The organism is Streptomyces sp. NBC_00016 (assembly GCF_045040885.1).
GTDB lineage: Bacteria > Actinomycetota > Actinomycetes > Streptomycetales > Streptomycetaceae > Streptomyces > Streptomyces coriariae.
In genome coordinates, this window is sequence record NZ_CP108304.1 from 8,971,805 (window position 1) to 8,991,688 (window position 19,884).

Below are 19,884 nucleotides of genomic sequence, written 5' to 3' on the forward strand. Positions count from 1 at the left end.
AACGCACCGGTTCCGGTGATCTTTCGCGCGCCGGCCTCTCCGCGGTGGTGTGGCCCACGTGGGGAAAGTGGCGTGATCGGGCAGGTGGGGCGTCCCGGCGAGGGCATCGAGCCCTGCTACCCTGCGTCGTCAATCAACCACGTCTGGTAACTCCTGGGAGTGTGCGTGAAGGTCGCCTGTGTCGGCGGCGGGCCCGCCGGCCTGTATCTCTCGATCCTGCTCAAGCGCCAGGATCCGTCCCACGACGTCACCGTCCACGAGCGCAACCCGGAGGGCTCGACCTACGGCTGGGGTGTCACGTACTGGCAGGGACTCCTCGACCGGCTCCGCGTCTGCGACCCCGAGTCGGCGAGCGCGATCGAGGCGGAGTCCGTCCGCTGGCACGAGGGCGTCGCCCACGTGCGGGACCTGGCGACCCGTCAGCCGGGCGACGAGGGGCACGGCATCGGCCGGCACAAGCTGCTGGAGATCCTCGCCGCCCGCGCCCGCGCCCTCGGCGTGCGGCTGGAGTACGAGAGCGGGATCACCGCCGAGAACCTGCCGGACGCCGATCTCGTCGTGGCCGGGGACGGCGTCCACAGTGCCCTGCGCACGCACCACGCCGACGACTTCGGCGCCGAACTCACCCCGGGGCGCAACTCCTACATCTGGCTCGGCACCACCAAGGTGTTCGACTCCTTCACCTTCGCCTTCGTGGAGACCGAGCACGGCTGGATCTGGTGCTACGGCTACCCCTTCAGCTCCGAGCAGAGCACCTGCGTCATCGAGTGCGCCCCCGAGACCCTGGCCGGACTCGGCCTCGACCGGGCGAGCGAGGGCGACGGACTGGCCCGGCTCGAGAAGCTCTTCGCGCACATCCTCGACGGCCGGCCCCTGATCGGCCGCGCCGCCGCCGACGGCAGCACCCAGTGGCTGACCTTCCGCACCCTCACCAACCGCAGCTGGTACCGCGGCAACCTCGTCCTCCTCGGCGACGCCGCCCACACCACGCACTACTCGATCGGCGCCGGCACCACCCTCGCCCTGGAGGATGCCATCGCCCTCGCCGACGCCCTGCGGGAGAGCGCCGACCTGCCGACGGCCCTCGCCCGCTACGAACAGGAACGCAAGTCCGCCCTGCTGTCGCTGCAGAGCGCCGCCCGCTACAGCGCCCAGTGGTACGAGAACCTCACCCGCTACATCCACCTCCCCCCGGAGCAGATGTTCGCCCTGCTCGGCCAGCGTCACTCACCCCTGCTGCCCTACGTCCCGCCCCAGCTGTACTACCGGCTCGACCGGGCCGCCGGACAGCTGGGCGCCCTGCGCCGGTTCAAGCGCTGGCTGGGGCCGAAGCTGGCGCGCGGCGCGCACGCCAGGGCGCTGACCTCGCGAAAGTAGCAGGGAGACCGTCACGGCGACACGGACGGGCATGGGGTGAATGGCAATTCACTGATACGGTGAATTGCCATTCACCCTTTTTCGTTTTCCTTCAGGCCGCTGGAGTGTCCATGGCGTCGCCCGCTCCGATACCCGCCCGGGCAAAGGGAACAGCCGGTCCGCGGGCCCGGTTCACCATCTGGGTCCTGGCGTACTGCGGCATTCTCATGGCGGTCATGCAGACCGTCGTCGTTCCCCTGCTGCCCGACCTGCCCCGGCTGACCGGCGCCTCGGCGGGCGCGGTCTCCTGGATGGTGACCGCCTCACTGCTGTCCGGCGCGGTCCTCACCCCCGTCCTCGGCCGCGCCGGTGACATGTACGGCAAGCGGCGGGTGCTGCTTCTCTCGTTCGCCCTGATGGCCGCCGGCTCGGTGATCTGCGCCCTGACCTCCGACATCGGCGTGCTGATCGCGGCCCGGACCCTCCAGGGCGCCGCGTCCTCCGTCGTCCCGCTGTCCATCAGCATCCTGCGCGACGAACTGCCGCCGGAACGCCGGGGATCCGCCGTGGCGCTGATGAGCTCCACCGTGGGTATCGGCGCCGCGCTCGGACTGCCGGCGGCGGCCGTGGTCGTGCAGTACGCCAACTGGCACGTGATGTTCTGGGTGACCGCCGCGCTGGGCGCGACCGGGGTCGCGCTGATCCGCTGGGCGGTGCCGGAGTCGCCGGTGCGCGAGCCCGGCCGGTTCGACGTGACGGGGGCGCTCGGGCTGGCGGCCGGGCTGATCAGCCTGCTCCTCGCCGTGTCCCAGGGCGGCCAGTGGGGCTGGGGGAGTGCCCGGGTCGTGGGTCTGTTCCTCGCCTCCGTGATCGTCCTCGGCCTGTGGTGGTGGCACCAACTGCGTGCCGAACAGCCCCTGGTGGACCTGCGGTTGGTGTCCCGGCCGAGGGTGGGCCTGTCCCATCTGGCGGCGCTCCTGACCGGCTTCGCCTTCTACGCCAACTCCCTGGTGACCGCCCAGTTGGTGCAGGCGCCCGAGGCCAGCGGGTACGGGCTCGGGCTGTCCATCGTCCAGACGGGCCTGTGCCTGCTGCCCGGCGGCATCACCATGCTGCTGTTCTCGCCGCTCTCCGCCCGTATCTCCGAAAGACGCGGGCCGCGGATCACCCTCGCCGTCGGCGCCGCCGTCATCGCCTCCGGGTACGCCCTGCGCATCGCCGACAGCCGCGACCTGTGGATGATCATGGTGGGAGCCACGGTCGTGGCGACCGGCACCACCCTCGCGTACTCGGCGCTGCCCTCGCTGATCCTGCGTGCCGTCCCGCCCGGACAGACCGCCTCGGCGAACGGCTTCAACGTGCTGATGCGCACCATCGGCCAGGCCACCTCCAGCGCCGCCGTCGCCGCCGTTCTCGTCCACCACACCGGCCTGGTCGGCGGAGTACCGGTGCCGACCCTGCACGGCTATCTGCTGGCGTTCGGCGTCGCGGGCGCGGTGGCCCTGGCCGCGTGCGCGGTGGCGCTCACCATCCCCGGCGACGTCGGACCGAAGGACACCCGGCGGGTCCGCGGCCGTACCCGCTCCGTCGGCGACGGGGCGTTGGAGGGAGCATGAGTGCCGTGAGCACTCCATCCGACGCCTCGGCCGCGACCCGGCCGCCGGTCCCCGCCCGGCGCGACGCCGAGGCGACCAAGGCGGCGATCCTGCGCGCCGCCCGGTACTTCCTCGCCCGACAGGCGCACGCCGACATCACCCTCAAGGCCGTCGCGGAACGCGCCGGGGTGAGCGCGCCGCTGGTCCTGAAGTACTTCGGCAACAAGGAGGCCCTGTTCGCCCGGGTGATGTCCTTCGAGGAGGACGCCGACGCCCTGCTCGACGCCCCGCTGGGGGAGCTGGGCGCGCACATGGTCCGGCATGTGGTGGCGAGCCAGCGCGAGCGCGGCGCCGACCCCGTGCTGCGCATCGCGTTCGCGCCCCTGCACGGCGACCACGGCGACATCCTGCGCGCCAACTTCCGCACCCAGGTCACCGAACGCCTGGCCGCCCGCCTCACCGGACCCGACCCGGGGATCCGCGCCGAACTCGCCGTGGCCACCGTGCTCGGCCTGGGCGTGATGTTCGGCATCGCCCGCGGGAGCGAGCTCAGGGCGACGCCGGTCGAGGACATCGTCGAGCGGTACGGGCCGACGGTGCAGGCCCATCTGGACAGTCGCTGACCGTCGCCGGTCGTCCCCGATCCCCCTAGGGGAACAGCCGCCCGTGCAGGGGCGCGCGGAACACCCGGTGCGGATCGAGCCGTTCCAGCACGGCGGCCGCCTCGTCCCACGCGCCGCCGAAGGACTCGGGCACCGCCGTCCCGAGCACCTCCCCGTCGCTCCACGCGGCCTCGTCCGTGTACGCCCAGCCCTTCGACCACTCCACCCGGGTGCGGGCGTGTGTGCCGTCGTACGTCGAGAGGAGGAAGCGCTCCAGCTCACGGTAGAACGCGTCGGCGTACGGCGTGCCCGGCAGTGTCAGCACGTCCAGCCACACGGCCGTGTCCCACTCGGGGTGGTCCGGGTCGGGCCGCAGTGCGGAGAGCGCCGGCGCCCGGGCACCGGTGAGCCCGGCCTCGGCCGGATCGTCGAGACCGGTCACCCGGATCTCCACCGACCCGTTGACGGGGAAGCGGCCCAGGGCGGCGTACGCGGTCAGCCGCTCCCGGTAGAAGGAGGTGAACTCGCAGACGACACGCTGGACCTGGTCCCGGCCGGTCAGGACCGCGTACCCGTTGGCGTGCACCCGCAGGGTGGTCGGCCTGATGTACAGCAGGGTGTTCTTCGACGGTCCCCAGATGTCCGCCGACAGGGTCGCCACGAGTCCGAGCGCGGCCACGTCGAGCTGGGCGTTGCCGAGCACCGGCGCCAGATACCAGGCCGCGTCCGCGACCATCCGCCCGGCCAGGTCCGCCACCGGCTTCGGCACGTTGTCGGAGAAGGGATAGGGGTACGGCGACGTCACGCGCCGTGAGGTGAGCGGCCTGGCCGGTTCGACGGACCACACCTTGAGCCAGGGGAACTCGGTGAACGCGAACCAGATCGCCTCGACCCGTCCCTCGGCCTCCAGGAAGGCCGCCAGACTCCGCCCCTGCGCGCCGGGCGCCGCGAACAGCTCCTTCGCCGGGATGTCCGTACGGCTCACGCACCGCAGGTTGCTGTTCGCCCCCACCCGCAGCACCACCTCGGTGACCAGCGACCGCCCGAGATGCGTCAGCAGCGCCGCGCAGTCCGCCTCGTCACGGCGGTACGTCCGCAGGGCGTAGGCCCCGCTGTCCGCGTCCCACACCACGGCCGTCAGGGAGAGCACGCGGTTGCTGAGCGAGCCGTACGTCTGTCCGGGCAGCCGCTGCTCGCCCCGTGCCGGTACGGCGGTGCCGTGCGCGTCGACGGCGAGGGCGCCGCCCAGGGTGAGGTCGCCGGGGGCCGGCGCCGCGGTGACTCCGAGACCGTGCCCTTCGAGGTAGGTGAGCAGGGCCTCCAGTGTGACCCCCGTCCCGGCCCGCACCTCGTCGGCCGACTCCAGGGCCAGGCCGGTCAGATGCGCCGCGGTGTCGACGAGCAGGACCGGCGCGTCCGCGGCCAGTCCCTCAGGGACGGTCAGGGGCGACCAGCCGTGCGAGGCGCCCCGGGGCCGGACCGTCCAGCCGTGCCGCCAGGCCCAGTTGACGACCTTCACCGCCCTGGCGGGGTCCTCGGGAGCGCAGGCCCACAGGCCGGTCACGGTGATCTCGCCGTCCCAGTTGCGGTACGCCGTGCGGGAGAGGGGCACGTCCGGGGGGAAGTCCGGCAGCTCCTGCGCCGCGACGGCCGGATCGGCGGCCACCAGGACAGGCGCGCCGAGCAGGGCGGCGGCCGCGGTGCCCAGGAGGCCACGACGGGTCCAGGAGGAGTCTCCCGGCTGATGGTTGCTCACTGAACGATCAGTCACGCGCTCACCGTAGGGGCCCGTCCGCACATACGGCCGCCGTCTCGAACAGCGTCACTCGTGAGGGTGAAAGATTTCCCGGTGGCAGGCCGGAGCGGCCCGTTCCGCACCACGTCACGGCGGATGACAGACTGACGCCATGGACGAGCGCGAATTCGGTAGGTCTGGTCAGCACGCATCCGTCGTCGGTCTCGGCACCTGGCAACTGGGCGCCGACTGGGGAGACGTCGACGACAAGGAGGCGCTGACCGTTCTGGAGGCGGCGGCCGAGTCGGGGGTGACCTTCTTCGACACCGCCGACGTCTACGGCGACGGACGCAGCGAGCAGACCATCGCCACGTTCCTGAGCGGTCGGCCCGACCTGCACGTGCTGGTCGCCACCAAGATGGGCCGCCGCGTCGACCAGATCCCCGAGAACTACGTCCTGGACAACTTCCGCGCCTGGAACGACCGCTCCCGCCGCAACCTCGGCGTCGACCGCATCGACCTGGTGCAGCTGCACTGCCCGCCCACCCCCGTCTACTCCAGCGACGAGGTCTTCGACGCCCTCGACACCCTCGTCGAGGAGGAGCGCATCGCGCACTACGGGGTCAGCGTGGAGACCTGCGCCGAGGCCCTCACCGCGATCGCCCGGCCGGGGGTGGCGAGCGTGCAGATCATCCTCAACCCGTTCCGGCTGAAGCCCCTGTACGAGGTGCTCCCGGCGGCCCGTGAGGCCGGCGTCGGCATCATCGCCCGCGTCCCGCTCGCCTCCGGCCTGCTCTCCGGCAAGTACACCAAGGACACCGTCTTCCCGGAGAACGACCACCGCGCCTACAACCGGCACGGCGAGTCCTTCGACCAGGGCGAGACGTTCTCCGGCGTCGACTACGCCACCGGCGTCGAGGCCGCCGTCGAGTTCGCCGCCCTCGCGCCCGAGGGGTACACGCCGGCCCAGCTGGCGCTGCGCTGGATCATCCAGCAGCCCGGCGTGACCACCGTCATCCCGGGCGCCCGCTCACCCGAACAGGCCCGCGCCAACGCGGCCGCCGCCAAGCTCCCGGAGCTGACCGGGGAGACCCTCGCGGCGGTCCGCGACCTCTACGAGCGGCGCGTGAAGGAGCAGGTCGAGGGACGCTGGTAGCCGGAAGCGGGGCGGCGGACGGAGAGAACCGCCGTTCACGGGGTACTCGCCGGGAGAGAGGGGACCGACCACTCGAACGGGAGGACAGTACACGTGACGGACACGGCGGCGAAGGCCGAGCAGCGCACGGGGCGGGACGAGACCGAGGAGGAGAGAGCCGACCGTATGTGGGGGGAGCTGATCCAGGAGATCAGGGTCGCCCAGACGGGCGTGCAGATCCTCTTCGGCTTCCTGCTGACCGTCGTGTTCACCCCGCGCTACGCGGACCTGCAACACGTCGACCAGGTCATCTACATCGTGACCGTGGTCCTGGGCGCCTGCGCGACGGGCGCCCTCATAGGTCCCGTCTCCCTGCACCGCCTGGTCTCCGGGCGCCGCGTGAAACCGCAGGCGGTGCAGTGGGCGTCCCGGCTGACCTTCGTCGGTCTGCTCCTGCTGCTCGCCACCATGACCGCCTCGCTGCTGCTGATCCTGCGCGTGGCCACCCACGACAAGTTCGTGCCCTACCTCGTCGCGGGTGTGTTCACGTGGTACGCGCTGTGCTGGTTCGTGCTGCCGCTGTGGACGCGCCGCCGCTACACGACGGGCTGACGCCTGACGTGCGCCGACGCCGGACTAACCGGCTTCGGGCGCGGTGCCCCGGGCACCGCGCAGCGCGGTGATGCAGCTGCCGATCGCCTGCTGGAGCTCCTCCAGTTGCTGGACCATGTCGTCCTCGTAGAACTCCTGCGCGTCGACGTCGTCGAAGGTGAGTTCCTCGAACACCTTCGTCGCCCGCTGGAGGCTGCTGTAGAACTTCGTGCGCCGCTCCTGGACGCGCAGCTCGGGGTCGGCCTCGACGGTCTCCACGACCAGGTTCTTCATCGTGTCGTAGGCATCGCTCGCCCACTCGCCCGCGTCCTCGTCGTCGTTGAGCTCGTCGAGCAGCGAGAGGTGGCGTTCGGCCTCCTGGCGCAGCTCGGCCGGCGCGTCGAGGGTCTGTCCGGCGGGCGTCTTGATCTGGCCGGACTCGGCGATCTGACGCACGTACCCGATGCGGTCGGCCGAGCGGCTCTCGGTGGCCACGGCCTTCTTGAGGTCGTCGGTGCGCACGACGTCCCGGGCCAGCTCGATCTGGAGATCGGGGTCCTCCTTGAGGCGGTCCAGGAGGGCGGCGCGGGCCGCGCGGGCGGTCGACGGGTCGGCGAGGATCGCGGCGCGCAGCGCGGTGGGGTTCTCCGCGACCTCCAGCGCCTTCGTCGGACGGATGCCCTCGGCCTCGGCGGCCTCCGCGATGGCGGTGCCGCGCTCCGAGCCGGCGCTGGACCGGGAGACGTAGTAGGTCAGCCACACCTCGGCGTCCGGCAGCTCGACCTCCTGGCCCGGCGCGAGCTCCTCGAAGTGCGGGACGAGACCGTCGTCCGCGGCCCGGTCCCAGGCCTTGTAGTACCGCATGACGCGCTCGGGGGAGCAGCCGGCCAGTTCGGCGAACTCCTTCGCCGACACCTTCGGCGTCTCGTCCGCGCTCTGCCCGCCCGGCCGGACGCTGCGCGCCACCATCAGGCCGAAGGCCCACCCGCCGGTCCGCGCGTAGACGCCGAACTCACGGGCGTCCCGCGCCACGAGGTCGGACAGGGGCGCGGGGGACGTCTCGGGGGACGTCTCGGGCAGGTCGATCGCCAGGGTCACGGATGACTCTCCTCTGCGGGCTGCTGGACGTAGGATCGGCACTGCGAAAGTGCAGACCGGCAGCCTATATGCACCTCTTGGCGATGCTTTGCCGGACCCGGGTGCGGGCCGCGCGGCCCGTCAGCCGAACGCCTTCCGCAGCGCGGGCAGCAGGGTCTTCTCCGACCAGTCCAGGTACGCGGGCTGGCTGTCCCCGCCGATCTGCACCAGGGCGATCTCCGTGAACCCGGCCTCGGCGTACGGGCGTACGGCCTCGACGAAGTCGTCCGGGTCGTCGCCGCAGGGGATCGAGGCGGCGACGTCGTCGGGCGTCACGAACTGGGTCGCCGCGTCGAAGGAGTCCGGGTGGGGCAGTTCGGAGTTCACCTTCCAGCCGCTGCCGAACCAGCGGAATTGGTCGTGCGCCCGCTGCACGGCCGCGTCCCGGTCCGGGCCGTGGCAGACCGGAAGCTGGCCCACCCGCGGCTTGCCCGCGCCGCCGTGGCGGTCGAACGAGGACAGCAGGTCCGCCTTGGGCTCGGTGGCGATCACGAGGTCGGCCAGCCGGCCCGCGAGTGCGCACGAACGCTCGCCGGAGACGGCGATGCCGATCGGCGGCGGCTCGTCGGGCAGGTCCCACAGCCGGGCCGAGTCCACGTCGTAGTGGGTGCCGTGCCGGGTCACATGCCCACCCTCGAACAGCGCGCGGATGATCTCCACGGCCTCCTCGAACATCTCGTGCCGCACGTCCACGGAGGGCCAGCCGCCGCCCACCACATGTTCGTTGAGGTTCTCCCCCGAGCCCAGGCCCAGCCGGAAGCGCCCCTCGGACAGCAGTTGCATCGTGGCGGCCTTCTGCGCCACCACCGCCGGGTGGTAGCGGAAGGTCGGACACGTCACGTACGTCATCAGCGGAATGCGTGACGTGGCCTGGGCGGCGGCGCCGAGCACGCTCCACGCGTACGGCGCGTGGCCCTGCGAGCGCAGCCACGGAAAGTAGTGGTCCGAGGTCACCGAGAAGTCGAAGCCCGCCTCCTCGGCACGCACCACGTGGTCGACCAGGTCACGAGGGCCGGCCTGTTCGGTCATCATCGTGTATCCGATTTGCACCATGGGGCCCGAGTCCCCGGCCACGGGGGGAGGAAACAGGCGCCCGTGACCGGAAAAAGACCGTCGATCATCGTCGTCGTCCGGGAGAGGATGCGGGTATGAGCGCCCGCCCGCTGCCTTCGAGCCCCCCGTCCGCCCAGGGCGTCGACGCCACCGGCGTTCTCGCCTTCCTCGACGCCGTCGAGTCCAGCGGGGCCATCGAGCCGCACAGCCTGATGATCCTGCGCCACGGCCGCCTCGTCACCGCCGGCTGGTGGCAGCCGTACACCCCCGACCGGCCGCATCTGCTGTACTCGCTCAGCAAGAGCTTCACGTCCACGGCCGTCGGGTTCGCCGTCGCCGAGGGGCTGATCGGACTCGACGACCCCGTGCTCTCGTACTTCCCGGAGCTCGACGCGGAGATCACCGACCCGCGCAGCCGCGCGATGCTGGTGCGGCACGTGGCGGCGATGGCGAGCGGGCACGAGGAGGAGACGTACGAACGGGCGCACGCGCTCGACCCCGACGACCTCGTCCGGGGCTTCCTGCTACTGCCGCCGGACCGCGATCCGGGAACCGTGTTCGCGTACAACCAGCCCGCCACCTACGCGCTCGCCGCGATCGTGCAGCGCGTCACCGGAGAGTCGCTCACCGCGTATCTGCGACCGCGGCTGCTGGATCCGCTCGGTATCGGCGAGGTCGCCTGGCTGACCGACCGCTCCGGCCGTGAGATCGGCTTCAGCGGGCTGCACGGCACCACGGACGCGATCGCCCGGCTCGGACAGCTGTACCTGGACCGGGGCGTGTGGGAGGGCGAGCGGCTGCTGTCCGAGGAGTGGGTGGCCGAGGCGACCCGCGAGCACACGGCGACGGCGCCCGGCGCGACGGCCGACGCGGACCGCGCCGACTGGGAGCGCGGCTACGGCTTCCAGTTCTGGCGCTCCCGGCACGGCTACCGCGGCGACGGGGCCTACGGACAGTTCTGCGTGGTCCTGCCCGAGCACGACGCCGTGATCGCCACGACGGCGGCGACCGACGACATGCAGGCCGTGCTCACCCTGGTCTGGGAGCATCTGCTGCCCGCGTTCCGGCCGGAACCGCTGACCGGCCGGGAGGACGCCGACGCGGCCCTCGCACGGCGCCTGGCGCACCTCGCGCTGCCCCCGGTCCCCGGCGCGCCCGCGCCGCCCGAGCGCGACGCGCAGTGGTCGGGCGCCGAGTTCACCCCCAGCGGCGGAGTCTGCGCCGACCAGCCCGGACTGACCGGCGCCGTCGTCACCGGGGGCACCGACGGCTGGACGCTGAGTCTCGTCGAGGAGCCGGGTGACCGGCGACTGGAGCTGCCCCTGGGGCCCGGCGGCGGGCAGCCGGGCGAGGAGCCGCCGCCCACCGCGGTGAGCGGTGGCTGGACCGACGGCGACACCCTCGCGGTGCATGTCGTGTTCCTCGAGACCCCGCACCGCCTGCGGGTGACCTGCTCCCTCGCCGACCGCACGTTCACCGCCCGCTGGGACACGAAACCGCTGCACGGCGCCCCGCTGCGCAGGCTGCGCGCCCCGCGCCGGGCACCCCGGTCAGGCGGCTGAACCCGGCCGGAAGGTCCGCAGGAACGTGTCCAGCGCCTCGCGGTTGGCGCTCTTGCCCCAGTCCGCCGCGGGTGTCGTCCAGCGCAGCGAGAAACTGCGCTGCCCGCCGAGGAGGAAACCGCGGCCGAACGTGCGCACCCGGGCGCCGTCGACGTCCACGAGCCACTCCATGTCGGCGGCCTTGTACCCCTGGTACGTCGTCGCCTCGATGTCGCCGAGCCGACGGAAACCGTCGTCCTTCTTCAGGTTGGGCTCGACGTCCTCGCGCCAGACGGCCACCGGGTCCGGCCCGGCGCTCTCGCTGTAGGTCACCGCGAGGGTGCGCGGGTCGCCGGACGCCCCGAAGGTGACGCGGTACGCCTCATCGGTGCCGCGCTTGGTCTCCAGCGGCTTCCAGCCCTTGGGGAGCGCGACCGAGAAACCCTCGGGCGCCCGGTACACGCGATAGCCCTCGGGGAGGGCGTCGGCGGTGGCGGGCGCCGAGGGGGAGGATTCCGGGGACTCGCTGGGCGACGGGGTGCCCGACGCGGTCGGCGTCGGCGTCGCGGAGTCTCTTTCGCCGGCGTCCTCGCCGGGTGTCGCGGCGGACGCGGACGGCCGGGCCTGCGCGCCGCCCCCCGCGGTGTCGTCGGTGTCGGGCAGCTGGTGGGTCACGGCGAGGGCGGCGACCGCCACGGTGACGACGGCCAGCGCCGTCCCGGCCGCCATGGCCCGGCCGCTCCACCGCGGACCGACGTACCGGGCGGCGGCGCAGGCCCGCTGCAGCCGGGGGGCCTGCATGACGGCGTGCGGGTCCTCGTCCAGCACCCGGGTGAGGGACTGGCGTACGACCGTCCTGGTCAGCCGCTCCCGGGAGTCCTTGCGCAGCAGCCCCTGCACGGTGGGGGTGAGCGAACCGGCCCGCAGCGGGGTGCGCAGCGGCAGCCGGTCCACCCCCTTGAGCGTGCTCTCGGGCCGGTCCCGGTCCCGGTACGGCGGCCGCCCCTCGACCATCGTGTACAGGATCGCGCCCAGCGCCCACAGGTCGGCCGCCGGGCCGATCCGGTCGTCCCGGGCCTGCTCGGGGGAGGCATACGCCGGGGCCGCCACCCGGGGGGCGAGGGTCGCGCCCGCCAGTCCGAACCCGGTGAGCACGAGGGGGCCCCGGGCCCGCACGAAGATCTGACCGGGGCTCAGCTCGCCGTGGGTGATGCCCTCGGCGTGCGCGACCTCGAGCACGTCCAGCAGCTGCAGCCCGATCGCCGCCGCCTTGGCCGGACTGAACGCTCCTTTCTGATCGAGGAGTTGACTCAGCGGCAGACCGTCGATCCACTCGGTGACGGTCCACAGGGAACCCGCCTCCTCCACGGCGTCGACGACCGTGGCGATCCGGCCGGGACACAGCCGCGCCATCGTCTCCGACATGCGCAGGACCCGGTCGGCGGCCTGGCGGGCCTTCTCCTCGCCCTGGCCGGCCGGCAGCCCGATCCCGGTGACCAGGCAGGGCCGGGCCGTCCCGGTGTCCTCGACGTACTCGCCGTACCAGCCGACGCGGTTCGTCTCCTGGTGGACGACGTCGATCAGCCGGTACCTCCCGGCGACCCACTCGTGCGTGGAGACGTGCGTCTTGACCATGGCCATCCCTCGCTGAACCGCCGGCACTCACCTTTCCCAGTGGTACGACCGGCACGAGGGGGTCCGTTCAATTGGACCGCAACTCCGGTGTGATTCCTGTCTTTTATTCAAAAAGGGCGCCGCTTTGAGTCGAGTGCATGTACGAGAAAGGGAATTGCCGGGGGTCGTCCCGCGTTCGTCCTGCGGTGTAACCGCCGGTAAACAAGTCGGCCGGCACTCGTCGCGGTTCTCGGGAACGGCCTTCTCGAGCGCGCTGCATTCCTGCTCGGCGGCCTTCCCGGCGATTTTCCCCAGCAGGCGGAGTCGCCCCGGTACAGCGGCCCGGTCGGGAACCGGCAGCACCTATTGCGCGAGCTCGGCCGGGCCGGGTCAGAGGTCCCGGCGCACCGCGAAACCGATCAGGGAACGCAGGTCGCGTACGGCGCCGGCGGTCAACGGGGCGTCCCCCAGCGCCGACTCGGCGGCGGCGATCTGCCGGCCCGCCTCGGCCAGTGCCGCGGCCCGGCCACCCGCCGCCTCGGCCAGCGCTGCCGCCTCACCCGGGTCGCCGTCCCGCTCCAGAAGCACGGCCAGCCGACGCGCGGCGGGAGCGGGTGAGTCCAGCGCGGCCAGCACCGGGAACGTCTTCTTCCGCTCGCGCAGATCGCCGTGCACGGGTTTGCCGGTGACCGACGGGTCGCCCCAGATGCCCAGCACGTCGTCGACCACCTGGAACGCGACTCCGAGATGCCGCCCCGCCCGGTCCAGCGCGGCCGCCGCGGCCGGGGACGCGCCGGCCAGCACGGCGCCCAGCGCGGCCGCACAGCCCAGCAGCGCACCGGTCTTGCCCTCGGCCATCGCCCGGTAGGCGTCCGGTCGCACCCGCTCAGGACCCGACCAGGGCCGCGCGGCGAACAGCAGGTCGTCGGCCTGCCCGCGGACGAGGTCCCCCAGGGCGCCGGACAGCAGGCGTACGGCGTCGGCGCCGGCCGGGGGCGGCTGGAGCGCGAGGGTCTCCACCGCCAGGGCGAACAGGGCGTCACCCGCCAGGACCGCCGGTCCCGTGCCGTACGCCTTCCACACCGTGGCACGTCCACGCCGGGTCGGATCGCCGTCCATGATGTCGTCGTGGAGCAGGGAGAAGGCGTGCACCAGCTCCACCGCCACCGCCGCGGGCACCCCGGCCCGGGCGGGCGCACCCGCCGCCTCGGCGCCGAGCACCGCGAGGGCCTGCCGTACGCCCTTGCCTCCGGAGCCGGCCGCGGGCACCCCGCCGACCCCGCACCAGCCGAAGGAGTAGCCGGCCATCTCGCCCACCCAGGGGTGCGACCGCCCGACGGCCTCCATGAGCGCGGGTCGCACCAACGCCCGGCAGCGGGCGAGGATCTGGGGAGCGCGGGACCGGGTCGCGGTGGCTTCCCGCACCGTCGTGCCGAGCGCGGTCACCGGCCGACCGCCGCGTGCTCGTCGGAAACCCTGGTCGTGGTCGTGGGTGTGGGTGTGGGTGTGGGTGTGGGAGTCGGAGTCGGCTCCGGTGTCGGAGTGGGGGTCGGTGTCGGCTTCGGTGCCTGTGCCTGTGCCTGTGCCTGTGCCGGTGCCTGTGCATCAGCCTGTGTCGCTGTCGCTGTCGCTGTCGCTGTCGCCGGGGCCGATGTCTCGACTCCCAGTTCGGTCTGTGCCCGGGCGACCATCTCCCGTGCGTGCCGCAGCCCGATGCGCTCCAGCTCCCGTGCCAGTTCGGCCAGTTCGGCCGCCGTCTCCCCGCGGTCGCGGCCCAGCCGGGCCAGCGCCTTCGTCAGGCCGAGCCGGGAGAGTGCCTCGCCGCGCGGCTCGCCCATGGCGCGGAACTCGTCGAGCGCCTGCGTGTACAGCCGCCGCGCCTCGGGGTAACGCCCCGCCCGGTACAGGACGTTGCCGCGCATCTTGTGGTTGTAGGCCAGCGCGCCGGTCAGGTTCATCGCGCGGCAGGACTCCTCGGCCTCCGTCAGCAGGCCGAGCGCGCGTTCGGTGTCCCCGTCCCGCGCGGAGACGATGTCGGCCAGCCCGCGCAGCGCCCAGGCGTGACCGCGGCGGTCCTCGGCGCCCTCGGCGATCCGGGCCGCCTCCTCGAAGAGGGCGTACGCCGTGTCGTGGTCGCCGGAGTTGCGGTGCATCTGCGCGATGCCCTCCAGGGCCCACACCGTGTGCCGCGCCTCGCCGCGCCTGCGCGCCTCGGCCAGCAACTGCTCGTGCAGCCTGCCCACGGCCTCGTAGTCGCCCTGGATGCGCCCGGTCTCCGCCAGCCCGGCCAGCGAGTAGCCGCGGACCACGATGTCGCCGCCCTGCTCGCCCAGCTCGGCCGCGAGCCCCAGCAGCCGCCGGGCCAGCGGGAACGCGCCCCGCTGCCGGGCCAGGGTGCCGCCGCTCCACAGGGCCCACGCCATCGCGGCGATGTCACCGGCGTCCCGGGCCGCCCGGTAACTCGCCTTCCAGGCCCGGTCGGCCTCCCGCACCTGTCCCAGGCGTCGGTGCGCCTCGGCGACCGCGAGCCCCGAGCGGGCCGCCTCGCCGTGTTCCCCGGCCCGCTCCGCCGCCCGCAACCGCTCGGTGCCGACGGCCAGTACGTCGTCCAGCGAGGAGTTCACGGACAGGGTGGTGAGAGCGCCCTGGTACTCCGGGGCGAATGCCTTGCCGTACATCGGTTCCCTTCGGCAGACCACCGGGTGTTCACGTATGCACTCTGTGTATACACGGTGGGTATAGTGCGGTGTGCTGCCGGTCAAGACGCGGGCACGGTGAGGGGGGTTGCCTGTGAGGCGTAGATCACCCCGGGGGCTGGTGGGGTGTCAGGCGCCGAAGAGCTGGGTCCAGTAGGTGCCCGAGGGGCCGCCGCCCGCGAAGCCGACGCCGATGTGGGTGAAGTCGGGCTTGCGGATGTTGGCCCGATGACCAGGGCTGTTCATCCAGCCGTCCATCACCTCGGCGGGGGAGCGCTGGCCGCAGGCGATGTTCTCGCCGATGGTCCGCCGGGTCGAGCCCGCGGCGGCGGCGCGGTCCCAGGGTTGGCTTCCCTCGGGCGAGGTGTGGGAGTAGTAGGCGCGCGCCACCATGTCCGCGCTGTGCGCCTGCGCCGCCGCCGTGAGCAGGGGATCGACGGTCAGGGCGGGCAGCCCGGCCCTCGCCCGCTCACGGTTGGTGAGGTCGACGACCTCGGCCGCGGTCCGGGCCAGGCCGTCCGGGGTGAGCGGGCTCGCCCACAGGGCGGTCCAGTAGGTGTCGCCGGTGCGTGCGTCGGTGGCCCGTGCCAGTGCGGCGTGCCGGAACGCCGGGTCGTGCAGGGTCTGCCGGGCCCGGTCGGTGCGCCGGCAGTACGCGACGAACTCGGCGGTGGTGCGGGGCCCGGAGACCAGGTGCTCGCCGACGGCGAGATACCGGTATCCGGCGGCCGTGACCCGCTGGTGCACCGAGACGCCGTCCGCACCCTCGGTGCCGAGCCGCCCGGCCGCGGCCAGGGCGGCCGCGTGCGCGCGGGCCGCGGAGGCGAGGCGGGCGTCGAGGGACACGGGTGGCGAACCGGCCGTGCCGCGGGAGGGGTTGACGAGGGCGAGGAAGCCATCGGGATCGGAGGCGGACACCGGGGAGCTGCGCGGGGTGGACGAGCCGCGCGGCGCGAAGGCGGGTCCCGGACTCTCGGGGCGGGGGCCGGTCGTCGGCTGTGGGCTCGCGGGGCGGAGGCCGGTAGTCGGCTGTGGGTTCGAAGGGCGTGGTGCGGTCGTCGGCTGTCGGCTCGCGGGGGCGGTGCCGCTCTGCCCGGCGTACCCGCGTGGGGGTCCGGCGGCGGTCCGTTCCCGCGTGGGCGGGCTGTCCTCCGCCACGACCTCCACCCCGAAGTCCCGGGCCAGGCCCGCCAGTCCGTCCGCGTACCCCTGGCCGAGCGCCCGCAGCTTCCAGCCGCCGCCACGCCGGTAGAACTCCGCGAGCAACAGCACCGCCTCGCCCTGTGTGGGCGGTGGCGTGAACCGGGCCAGTACGCGGCCCGGCGCGTCGGTGACATGCAGCGTGGGCAGGGGCAGCCGGGCCAGGGGTGTGCCCGGCTCGGCCGCGCCGACGACCAGCGTGACGCGGGTGGCGCCGGCCCGCAGCCTGTCGGGTTCCAGCGTCAGGGTGTCGCCCCGGAGCAGGGCTCCCGGCGCCTTCGGCTGGTTGTAGAACACGAAGTCGGCGTCCCCCCGGACCTTGCCGCTGTCGTCCGTGACGAGGGCGCAGACGTCGAAGGGGCCGGGCACCCGGGCGGCCAGGGCGCCGCCCGGGAGGGGCAGGTTGCCCCCGGGAACCAACACGTTCATCCTGCCGCCCCGATGTCGTCGTACCGGCCCCGCCGCGGGCCTGTCCGGACAACGGGCGGCAGGCCCACCGGGTTCCTCGCCCGCATTTGTACCCTCGCCCAGCCGCCCAGCCGCCCAGCCGCCCAGCCGCCCAGCCGGCCAGCCGGTCGTGGCCGGGCCGAGGGCGCCCGGATCAGCCCGACGCGCCGATCTCCGGTTCGAGCAGCCGCTCGCGGTAGGCGATCGCCACGGCCTCCGTACGGCTCGCCGCGCTCAGCTTGGCGAGGATGTTGGAGACATGGACGCTCGCCGTCTTGCCGCTGATGAACAGCTCCTCGCCGATCTGCCGGTTGCTCCGGCCGAGCGCGAGCAGCCGCAGGACATCCCGCTCCCGGGCCGTCAGGGCGACCGGACCGCCCCGGGCGGCGGGCCCGGCGTCCGTGAGGCGTCCACGCCGGAGCAGGTCGTCCGCCCGCTCCAGCAGGGGTGCGGCGCCCAGCCGTACGGCCGTCTCCCGGGCGGCACGGGCCTCGGTCGCCGCGTCCTCGCGGCGGCCGGCGGCCAGCAGGGCCTGCGCGTACCGCAGCCGGCAGCGGGCGAGCTCGTAGGCGTCGCCGTAGCCGAACGCCGCCACCGTCCTCTCCCAGGCCGCCGGGTCGGGCCCGGTGGTGGCCCATGCCCACTCGGCCTCCGCGCGGGCCAGCCAGGCGCGCCCCTCCGGACCCTGCGGCACGCCCGTCGCGCCCCGCAGGGCCACCGACCGGGCCGGTTCGAGGAGTTCCGTCGCGATCGCCGACCAGCGGTCGGCCGCCGCCTCGTCCCCGCCGCGCCGCGCCGTGGCCGCCGCCTCGGCGACCGCCGTGAGGGCGAGCGCGGTGAGCCGGACCGTGACGTCCGGGAGCATGCCCGCTTCGTCCGTGAGAGCCTCGACCGAGGACCGCAGCCGGGCCACCGCCGCCTCGGCGTCACCGCTCAGTACCGCCGCGTCGGTCAGCACGATGCCCGCGACGAGCGCCGCCATCCAGTCGAAACGCCCCTCGATCAGGGTCCGGGCCCGGTCGGCGACGCCCTTGTCGCCGCGTGCCAGGCCCACGTACAGGGCGGGACCCACCGCGAATCCACCCGACGCCGGCAGCACCGCCAGATCGGTCGTCGCCGTCCGCAGACACTCGTCCCAGCGGCCCAGCGTGTAGAGCACCAGCAGCTGGAGGTACCGCATCTCCAGCGGATACGGCGAGGACAGCAGCCCCGCCCGGCGGGCGCGGTCCAGGCCCTCGGCCAGCCAGGGCAGGCACTCCGCCAGCTCCCCGGCCTCGAAGGCGCCGATGGCCAGGGTGAACAGGGCCCGCATCTCCACCGGCGCGTTGCCGCCGCGCCGGGCCAGTTCACGCGCCTCCGTCAGCCGCGCGCGGCCCGCGGCGGAGCGGCGGCCGTCGCCCTCGAGGTTGGCCAGTGAGACCAGGAGGTCGGCACGCGCGTCCGTCAGGTCGAGTTGCTCGGCGGCGCGCAGCGCCTGGCGCGCGACCCGCAGGGCGGTCTCGGAGTCACCCACCTGACGGGCCGCCAGGACGTGCGTGGCGGCGGCCCACACCCAGGTCGGCGTCGGCGGTTCGGCGGGGATCATCGCCAACGCCTCGCTGCTGTAGGCGAACGCGGCCGTCAGACTGTCGACGCCCATGAGCGTGCCGGCCAGCGTGTACCGCACGCGTGCGGCGAGTTCGGAGTCGGCGTCCTGGCCGACGCCCGCGAGCGCGGCCCGGGTCAGGGAGACCGCGCGGTGCGCCTCTCCGGCGTGTGCGGCCGCCGCCGAGGCGCGCAGCATCAGCGTGACCCGGTCGGCCGCCTCGCCCGAGGGAAGGGCGGTCGCGGGCACCGACTCCCAGAGGTCGAGCAGGGCCTCCAGATGGCGCAGTTCCTCGGCGGGCGCGCCGACCCGCCGCGCGTGGTCGGCGGCCTCCAGCGAGGCGGCGAGGGCCTCGCCCAGGTCGTGGCTCTCGCGATAGTGGTGGGCGCGCTCCGCCGCGGTCTCGGCCCGGTGGCCCCGGCCGGCCAGCAGAGCGGCGAACGCGCCGTGCAGCCGCGACCGTTCACCCGGCAGCAGATCGGCGTACACCGCCTCGCGGGCGAGGGCGTGCCGGAAGGCGTACGCGCCGTCGTCGCCCGCGACCAGGAGCTGGTGGCCGATGGCCTCCCGCAGTGCCGACTCCAGCTCGTCCTCGGGCAGTCCGACCGCGTCCCGCAGCAGGTCGTGTTCCACCCGCCGGCCGGCGACGGCGGCGGTCCGCAGTACCTGCTGGGCGGTGTCGGGGAGTTGCTCGACGCGGATGAGGAGGAGGTCGGCCAGCCCGCTGGGCATGCCGCCGGCCTCCGTGTCCGTGGCCGCGAGCAACTCCTCCGCGTAGAAGGCGTTGCCCTCCGCGCGCTCCACGATCCGGCGCACCGTGGCGTCCGGCAGCGGCCGGCCCTCCAGGGCGCGCAGCAGCCGGGTCACCTCGGCGTCCGCCAGCGGCCGCAGCTCCAGCCGGTCCACGGCCGGCAGCCGCACCAGCTCCGCCAGCAGCGGGCGCAGCGGGTGCCGGCGGTGCAGGTCGTCCGCCCGGTAGGAGGCCAGGACCGCCAGCCGGTGACCGGAGCCGTTGCCGGTGGACCGCTGGAGGAAGCCCCGGCTGAGCAGGAAGCGCAGCAGGTCCCGGGAGGACTGGTCGGCCCAGTGCAGATCCTCCAGGACGAGGAGCAGCGGGGTGACGTCCGACAGGTCGGCGAGCAGCGCCGCCATCCCCTCGAACAGCCTCAGCCGCCCTTCTCCGCTGCCGGAGCGCGGGGCGGGACCCGCTTCGTCGGCGTCCGTGCCCGCGCCGAGCAGCCGGTCGACCAGGGGATGCGCGGCGAGGACGGCGGCGAACCGCTCGTCGGCGGCGAGCAGGCCGAGGATCTCGGTGAACGGCAGATACGGCAGCCCCACGTCACCGAGGTCGACACAGTGCCCGGTGAGCACGGTCATGCCGGAGCGGGCCGCCCGCGTGGCGACCTCGTCCAGTACCCGGGTCTTGCCCACGCCGGCGTCCCCGGCGATCAGCACCGCGCGCGACTCACCGCCCCGGGCGCGTTCGAGCACGCCGAAGAGCCGGGCGAGCTCCTCTTCCCGGCCGATGAACGGAGTGGCGAACACGGTCTGCGACACGACCCCATCCTGGCACGCGCCACCGACAACGCGGCCCGCG

14 protein-coding genes are annotated in these 19,884 nt (G+C 73.7%); 6 read left to right on the plus strand and 8 right to left on the minus strand.

Going from position 1 to position 19,884, the window contains the following annotated elements; translation table 11 throughout:
- Positions 1 to 159 precede the first annotated feature (159 nt).
- From OG933_RS39925 to OG933_RS39935, 3 genes are all read left to right on the plus strand, one after another.
- Entirely contained in the window at positions 160 to 1,377 is a 1,218-nt protein-coding gene (locus tag OG933_RS39925; RefSeq protein WP_362530976.1) for an FAD-dependent monooxygenase, read from the plus strand.
- A 110-nt stretch (positions 1,378 to 1,487) separates the two neighbouring features.
- Positions 1,488 to 2,972 carry an MFS transporter gene (locus tag OG933_RS39930; protein WP_362530979.1) on the plus strand — a complete coding sequence of 495 codons (1,485 nt, stop codon included), beginning with the start codon at positions 1,488 to 1,490 and terminating at the stop codon, positions 2,970 to 2,972.
- Positions 2,969 to 3,574, plus strand: coding sequence for a TetR family transcriptional regulator (locus OG933_RS39935; protein ID WP_405631960.1), 606 nt, complete (start codon positions 2,969 to 2,971; stop codon positions 3,572 to 3,574). Before OG933_RS39930 ends, OG933_RS39935 begins: the two co-directional genes overlap by 4 nt.
- 25 nt (positions 3,575 to 3,599) lie before the next feature.
- Here OG933_RS39935 and OG933_RS39940 read toward each other — a convergent pair whose 3' ends face one another.
- Positions 3,600 to 5,324, minus strand: coding sequence for a cholesterol oxidase substrate-binding domain-containing protein (locus tag OG933_RS39940; protein WP_362530984.1), 1,725 nt, complete (start codon positions 5,322 to 5,324; stop codon positions 3,600 to 3,602).
- 136 nt (positions 5,325 to 5,460) lie between these two features.
- On the opposite strand from OG933_RS39940, the gene OG933_RS39945 reads away from it, so the two are divergent.
- Both OG933_RS39945 and OG933_RS39950 read left to right on the plus strand, forming a co-directional pair.
- Positions 5,461 to 6,444 carry an aldo/keto reductase gene (locus OG933_RS39945; RefSeq protein WP_362530988.1) on the plus strand — a complete coding sequence of 328 codons (984 nt, stop codon included), beginning with the start codon at positions 5,461 to 5,463 and terminating at the stop codon, positions 6,442 to 6,444.
- A 165-nt stretch (positions 6,445 to 6,609) separates the two neighbouring features.
- Positions 6,610 to 7,035 carry a DUF6328 family protein gene (locus OG933_RS39950; protein WP_405633659.1) on the plus strand — a complete coding sequence of 142 codons (426 nt, stop codon included), beginning with the start codon at positions 6,610 to 6,612 and terminating at the stop codon, positions 7,033 to 7,035.
- 24 nt (positions 7,036 to 7,059) lie between these two features.
- Here the strand turns inward: OG933_RS39950 and OG933_RS39955 are convergent, their stop codons facing one another.
- Positions 7,060 to 8,112 (minus strand): hypothetical protein, encoded by a 1,053-nt coding sequence (locus tag OG933_RS39955; RefSeq protein ID WP_405631964.1) that lies wholly within the window; start codon positions 8,110 to 8,112, stop codon positions 7,060 to 7,062.
- A 120-nt stretch (positions 8,113 to 8,232) separates the two neighbouring features.
- Positions 8,233 to 9,204, minus strand: coding sequence for an LLM class F420-dependent oxidoreductase (locus OG933_RS39960; RefSeq protein WP_362530993.1), 972 nt, complete (start codon positions 9,202 to 9,204; stop codon positions 8,233 to 8,235).
- Between the two features lie 95 nt (positions 9,205 to 9,299).
- Here OG933_RS39960 and OG933_RS39965 point away from each other — a divergent pair, with 95 nt between their 5' ends.
- The gene (locus OG933_RS39965; RefSeq protein WP_405631966.1) at positions 9,300 to 10,766 is read left to right on the plus strand and encodes a serine hydrolase domain-containing protein; all 1,467 of its coding nucleotides are present in this window, start codon (positions 9,300 to 9,302) and stop codon (positions 10,764 to 10,766) included.
- Here the strand turns inward: OG933_RS39965 and OG933_RS39970 are convergent.
- From OG933_RS39970 to OG933_RS39990, 5 genes are all read right to left on the minus strand, one after another.
- Positions 10,755 to 12,386: a serine/threonine-protein kinase gene (locus OG933_RS39970; RefSeq protein ID WP_362531000.1), complete on the minus strand. Its 1,632-nt coding sequence runs from the start codon at positions 12,384 to 12,386 to the stop codon at positions 10,755 to 10,757. The two genes, OG933_RS39965 and OG933_RS39970, sit on opposite strands and share 12 nt — an antisense overlap.
- 363 nt (positions 12,387 to 12,749) lie before the next feature.
- Positions 12,750 to 13,805, minus strand: a complete 1,056-nt coding sequence (locus OG933_RS39975; protein ID WP_362531003.1) for a polyprenyl synthetase family protein — start codon at positions 13,803 to 13,805, stop codon at positions 12,750 to 12,752.
- Positions 13,802 to 15,037: a tetratricopeptide repeat protein gene (locus OG933_RS39980; RefSeq protein ID WP_405631968.1), complete on the minus strand. Its 1,236-nt coding sequence runs from the start codon at positions 15,035 to 15,037 to the stop codon at positions 13,802 to 13,804. Before OG933_RS39980 ends, OG933_RS39975 begins: the two co-directional genes overlap by 4 nt.
- 147 nt (positions 15,038 to 15,184) lie before the next feature.
- Positions 15,185 to 16,684 (minus strand): CAP domain-containing protein, encoded by a 1,500-nt coding sequence (locus tag OG933_RS39985; RefSeq protein ID WP_405631969.1) that lies wholly within the window; start codon positions 16,682 to 16,684, stop codon positions 15,185 to 15,187.
- A gap of 172 nt (positions 16,685 to 16,856) precedes the next feature.
- Positions 16,857 to 19,844 carry an ATP-binding protein gene (locus OG933_RS39990; protein ID WP_405631971.1) on the minus strand — a complete coding sequence of 996 codons (2,988 nt, stop codon included), beginning with the start codon at positions 19,842 to 19,844 and terminating at the stop codon, positions 16,857 to 16,859.
- Positions 19,845 to 19,884 lie beyond the last annotated feature (40 nt).

Bases quoted from the DNA above. Each gene is read 5' to 3' on its own strand.
- OG933_RS39965 (WP_405631966.1), top strand. From the start codon at position 9,300: ATGAGCGCCCGCCCGCTGCCTTCGAGCCCCCCGTCCGCCCAGGGCGTC.
- OG933_RS39970 (WP_362531000.1), bottom strand. From the start codon at position 12,386: ATGGCCATGGTCAAGACGCACGTCTCCACGCACGAGTGGGTCGCCGGG.
- OG933_RS39960 (WP_362530993.1), bottom strand. From the start codon at position 9,204: ATGGTGCAAATCGGATACACGATGATGACCGAACAGGCCGGCCCTCGT.
- OG933_RS39985 (WP_405631969.1), bottom strand. From the start codon at position 16,684: ATGAACGTGTTGGTTCCCGGGGGCAACCTGCCCCTCCCGGGCGGCGCC.
- OG933_RS39950 (WP_405633659.1), top strand. From the start codon at position 6,610: ATGTGGGGGGAGCTGATCCAGGAGATCAGGGTCGCCCAGACGGGCGTG.
- OG933_RS39945 (WP_362530988.1), top strand. From the start codon at position 5,461: ATGGACGAGCGCGAATTCGGTAGGTCTGGTCAGCACGCATCCGTCGTC.
- OG933_RS39980 (WP_405631968.1), bottom strand. From the start codon at position 15,037: ATGTACGGCAAGGCATTCGCCCCGGAGTACCAGGGCGCTCTCACCACC.
- OG933_RS39935 (WP_405631960.1), top strand. From the start codon at position 2,969: ATGAGTGCCGTGAGCACTCCATCCGACGCCTCGGCCGCGACCCGGCCG.
- OG933_RS39930 (WP_362530979.1), top strand. From the start codon at position 1,488: ATGGCGTCGCCCGCTCCGATACCCGCCCGGGCAAAGGGAACAGCCGGT.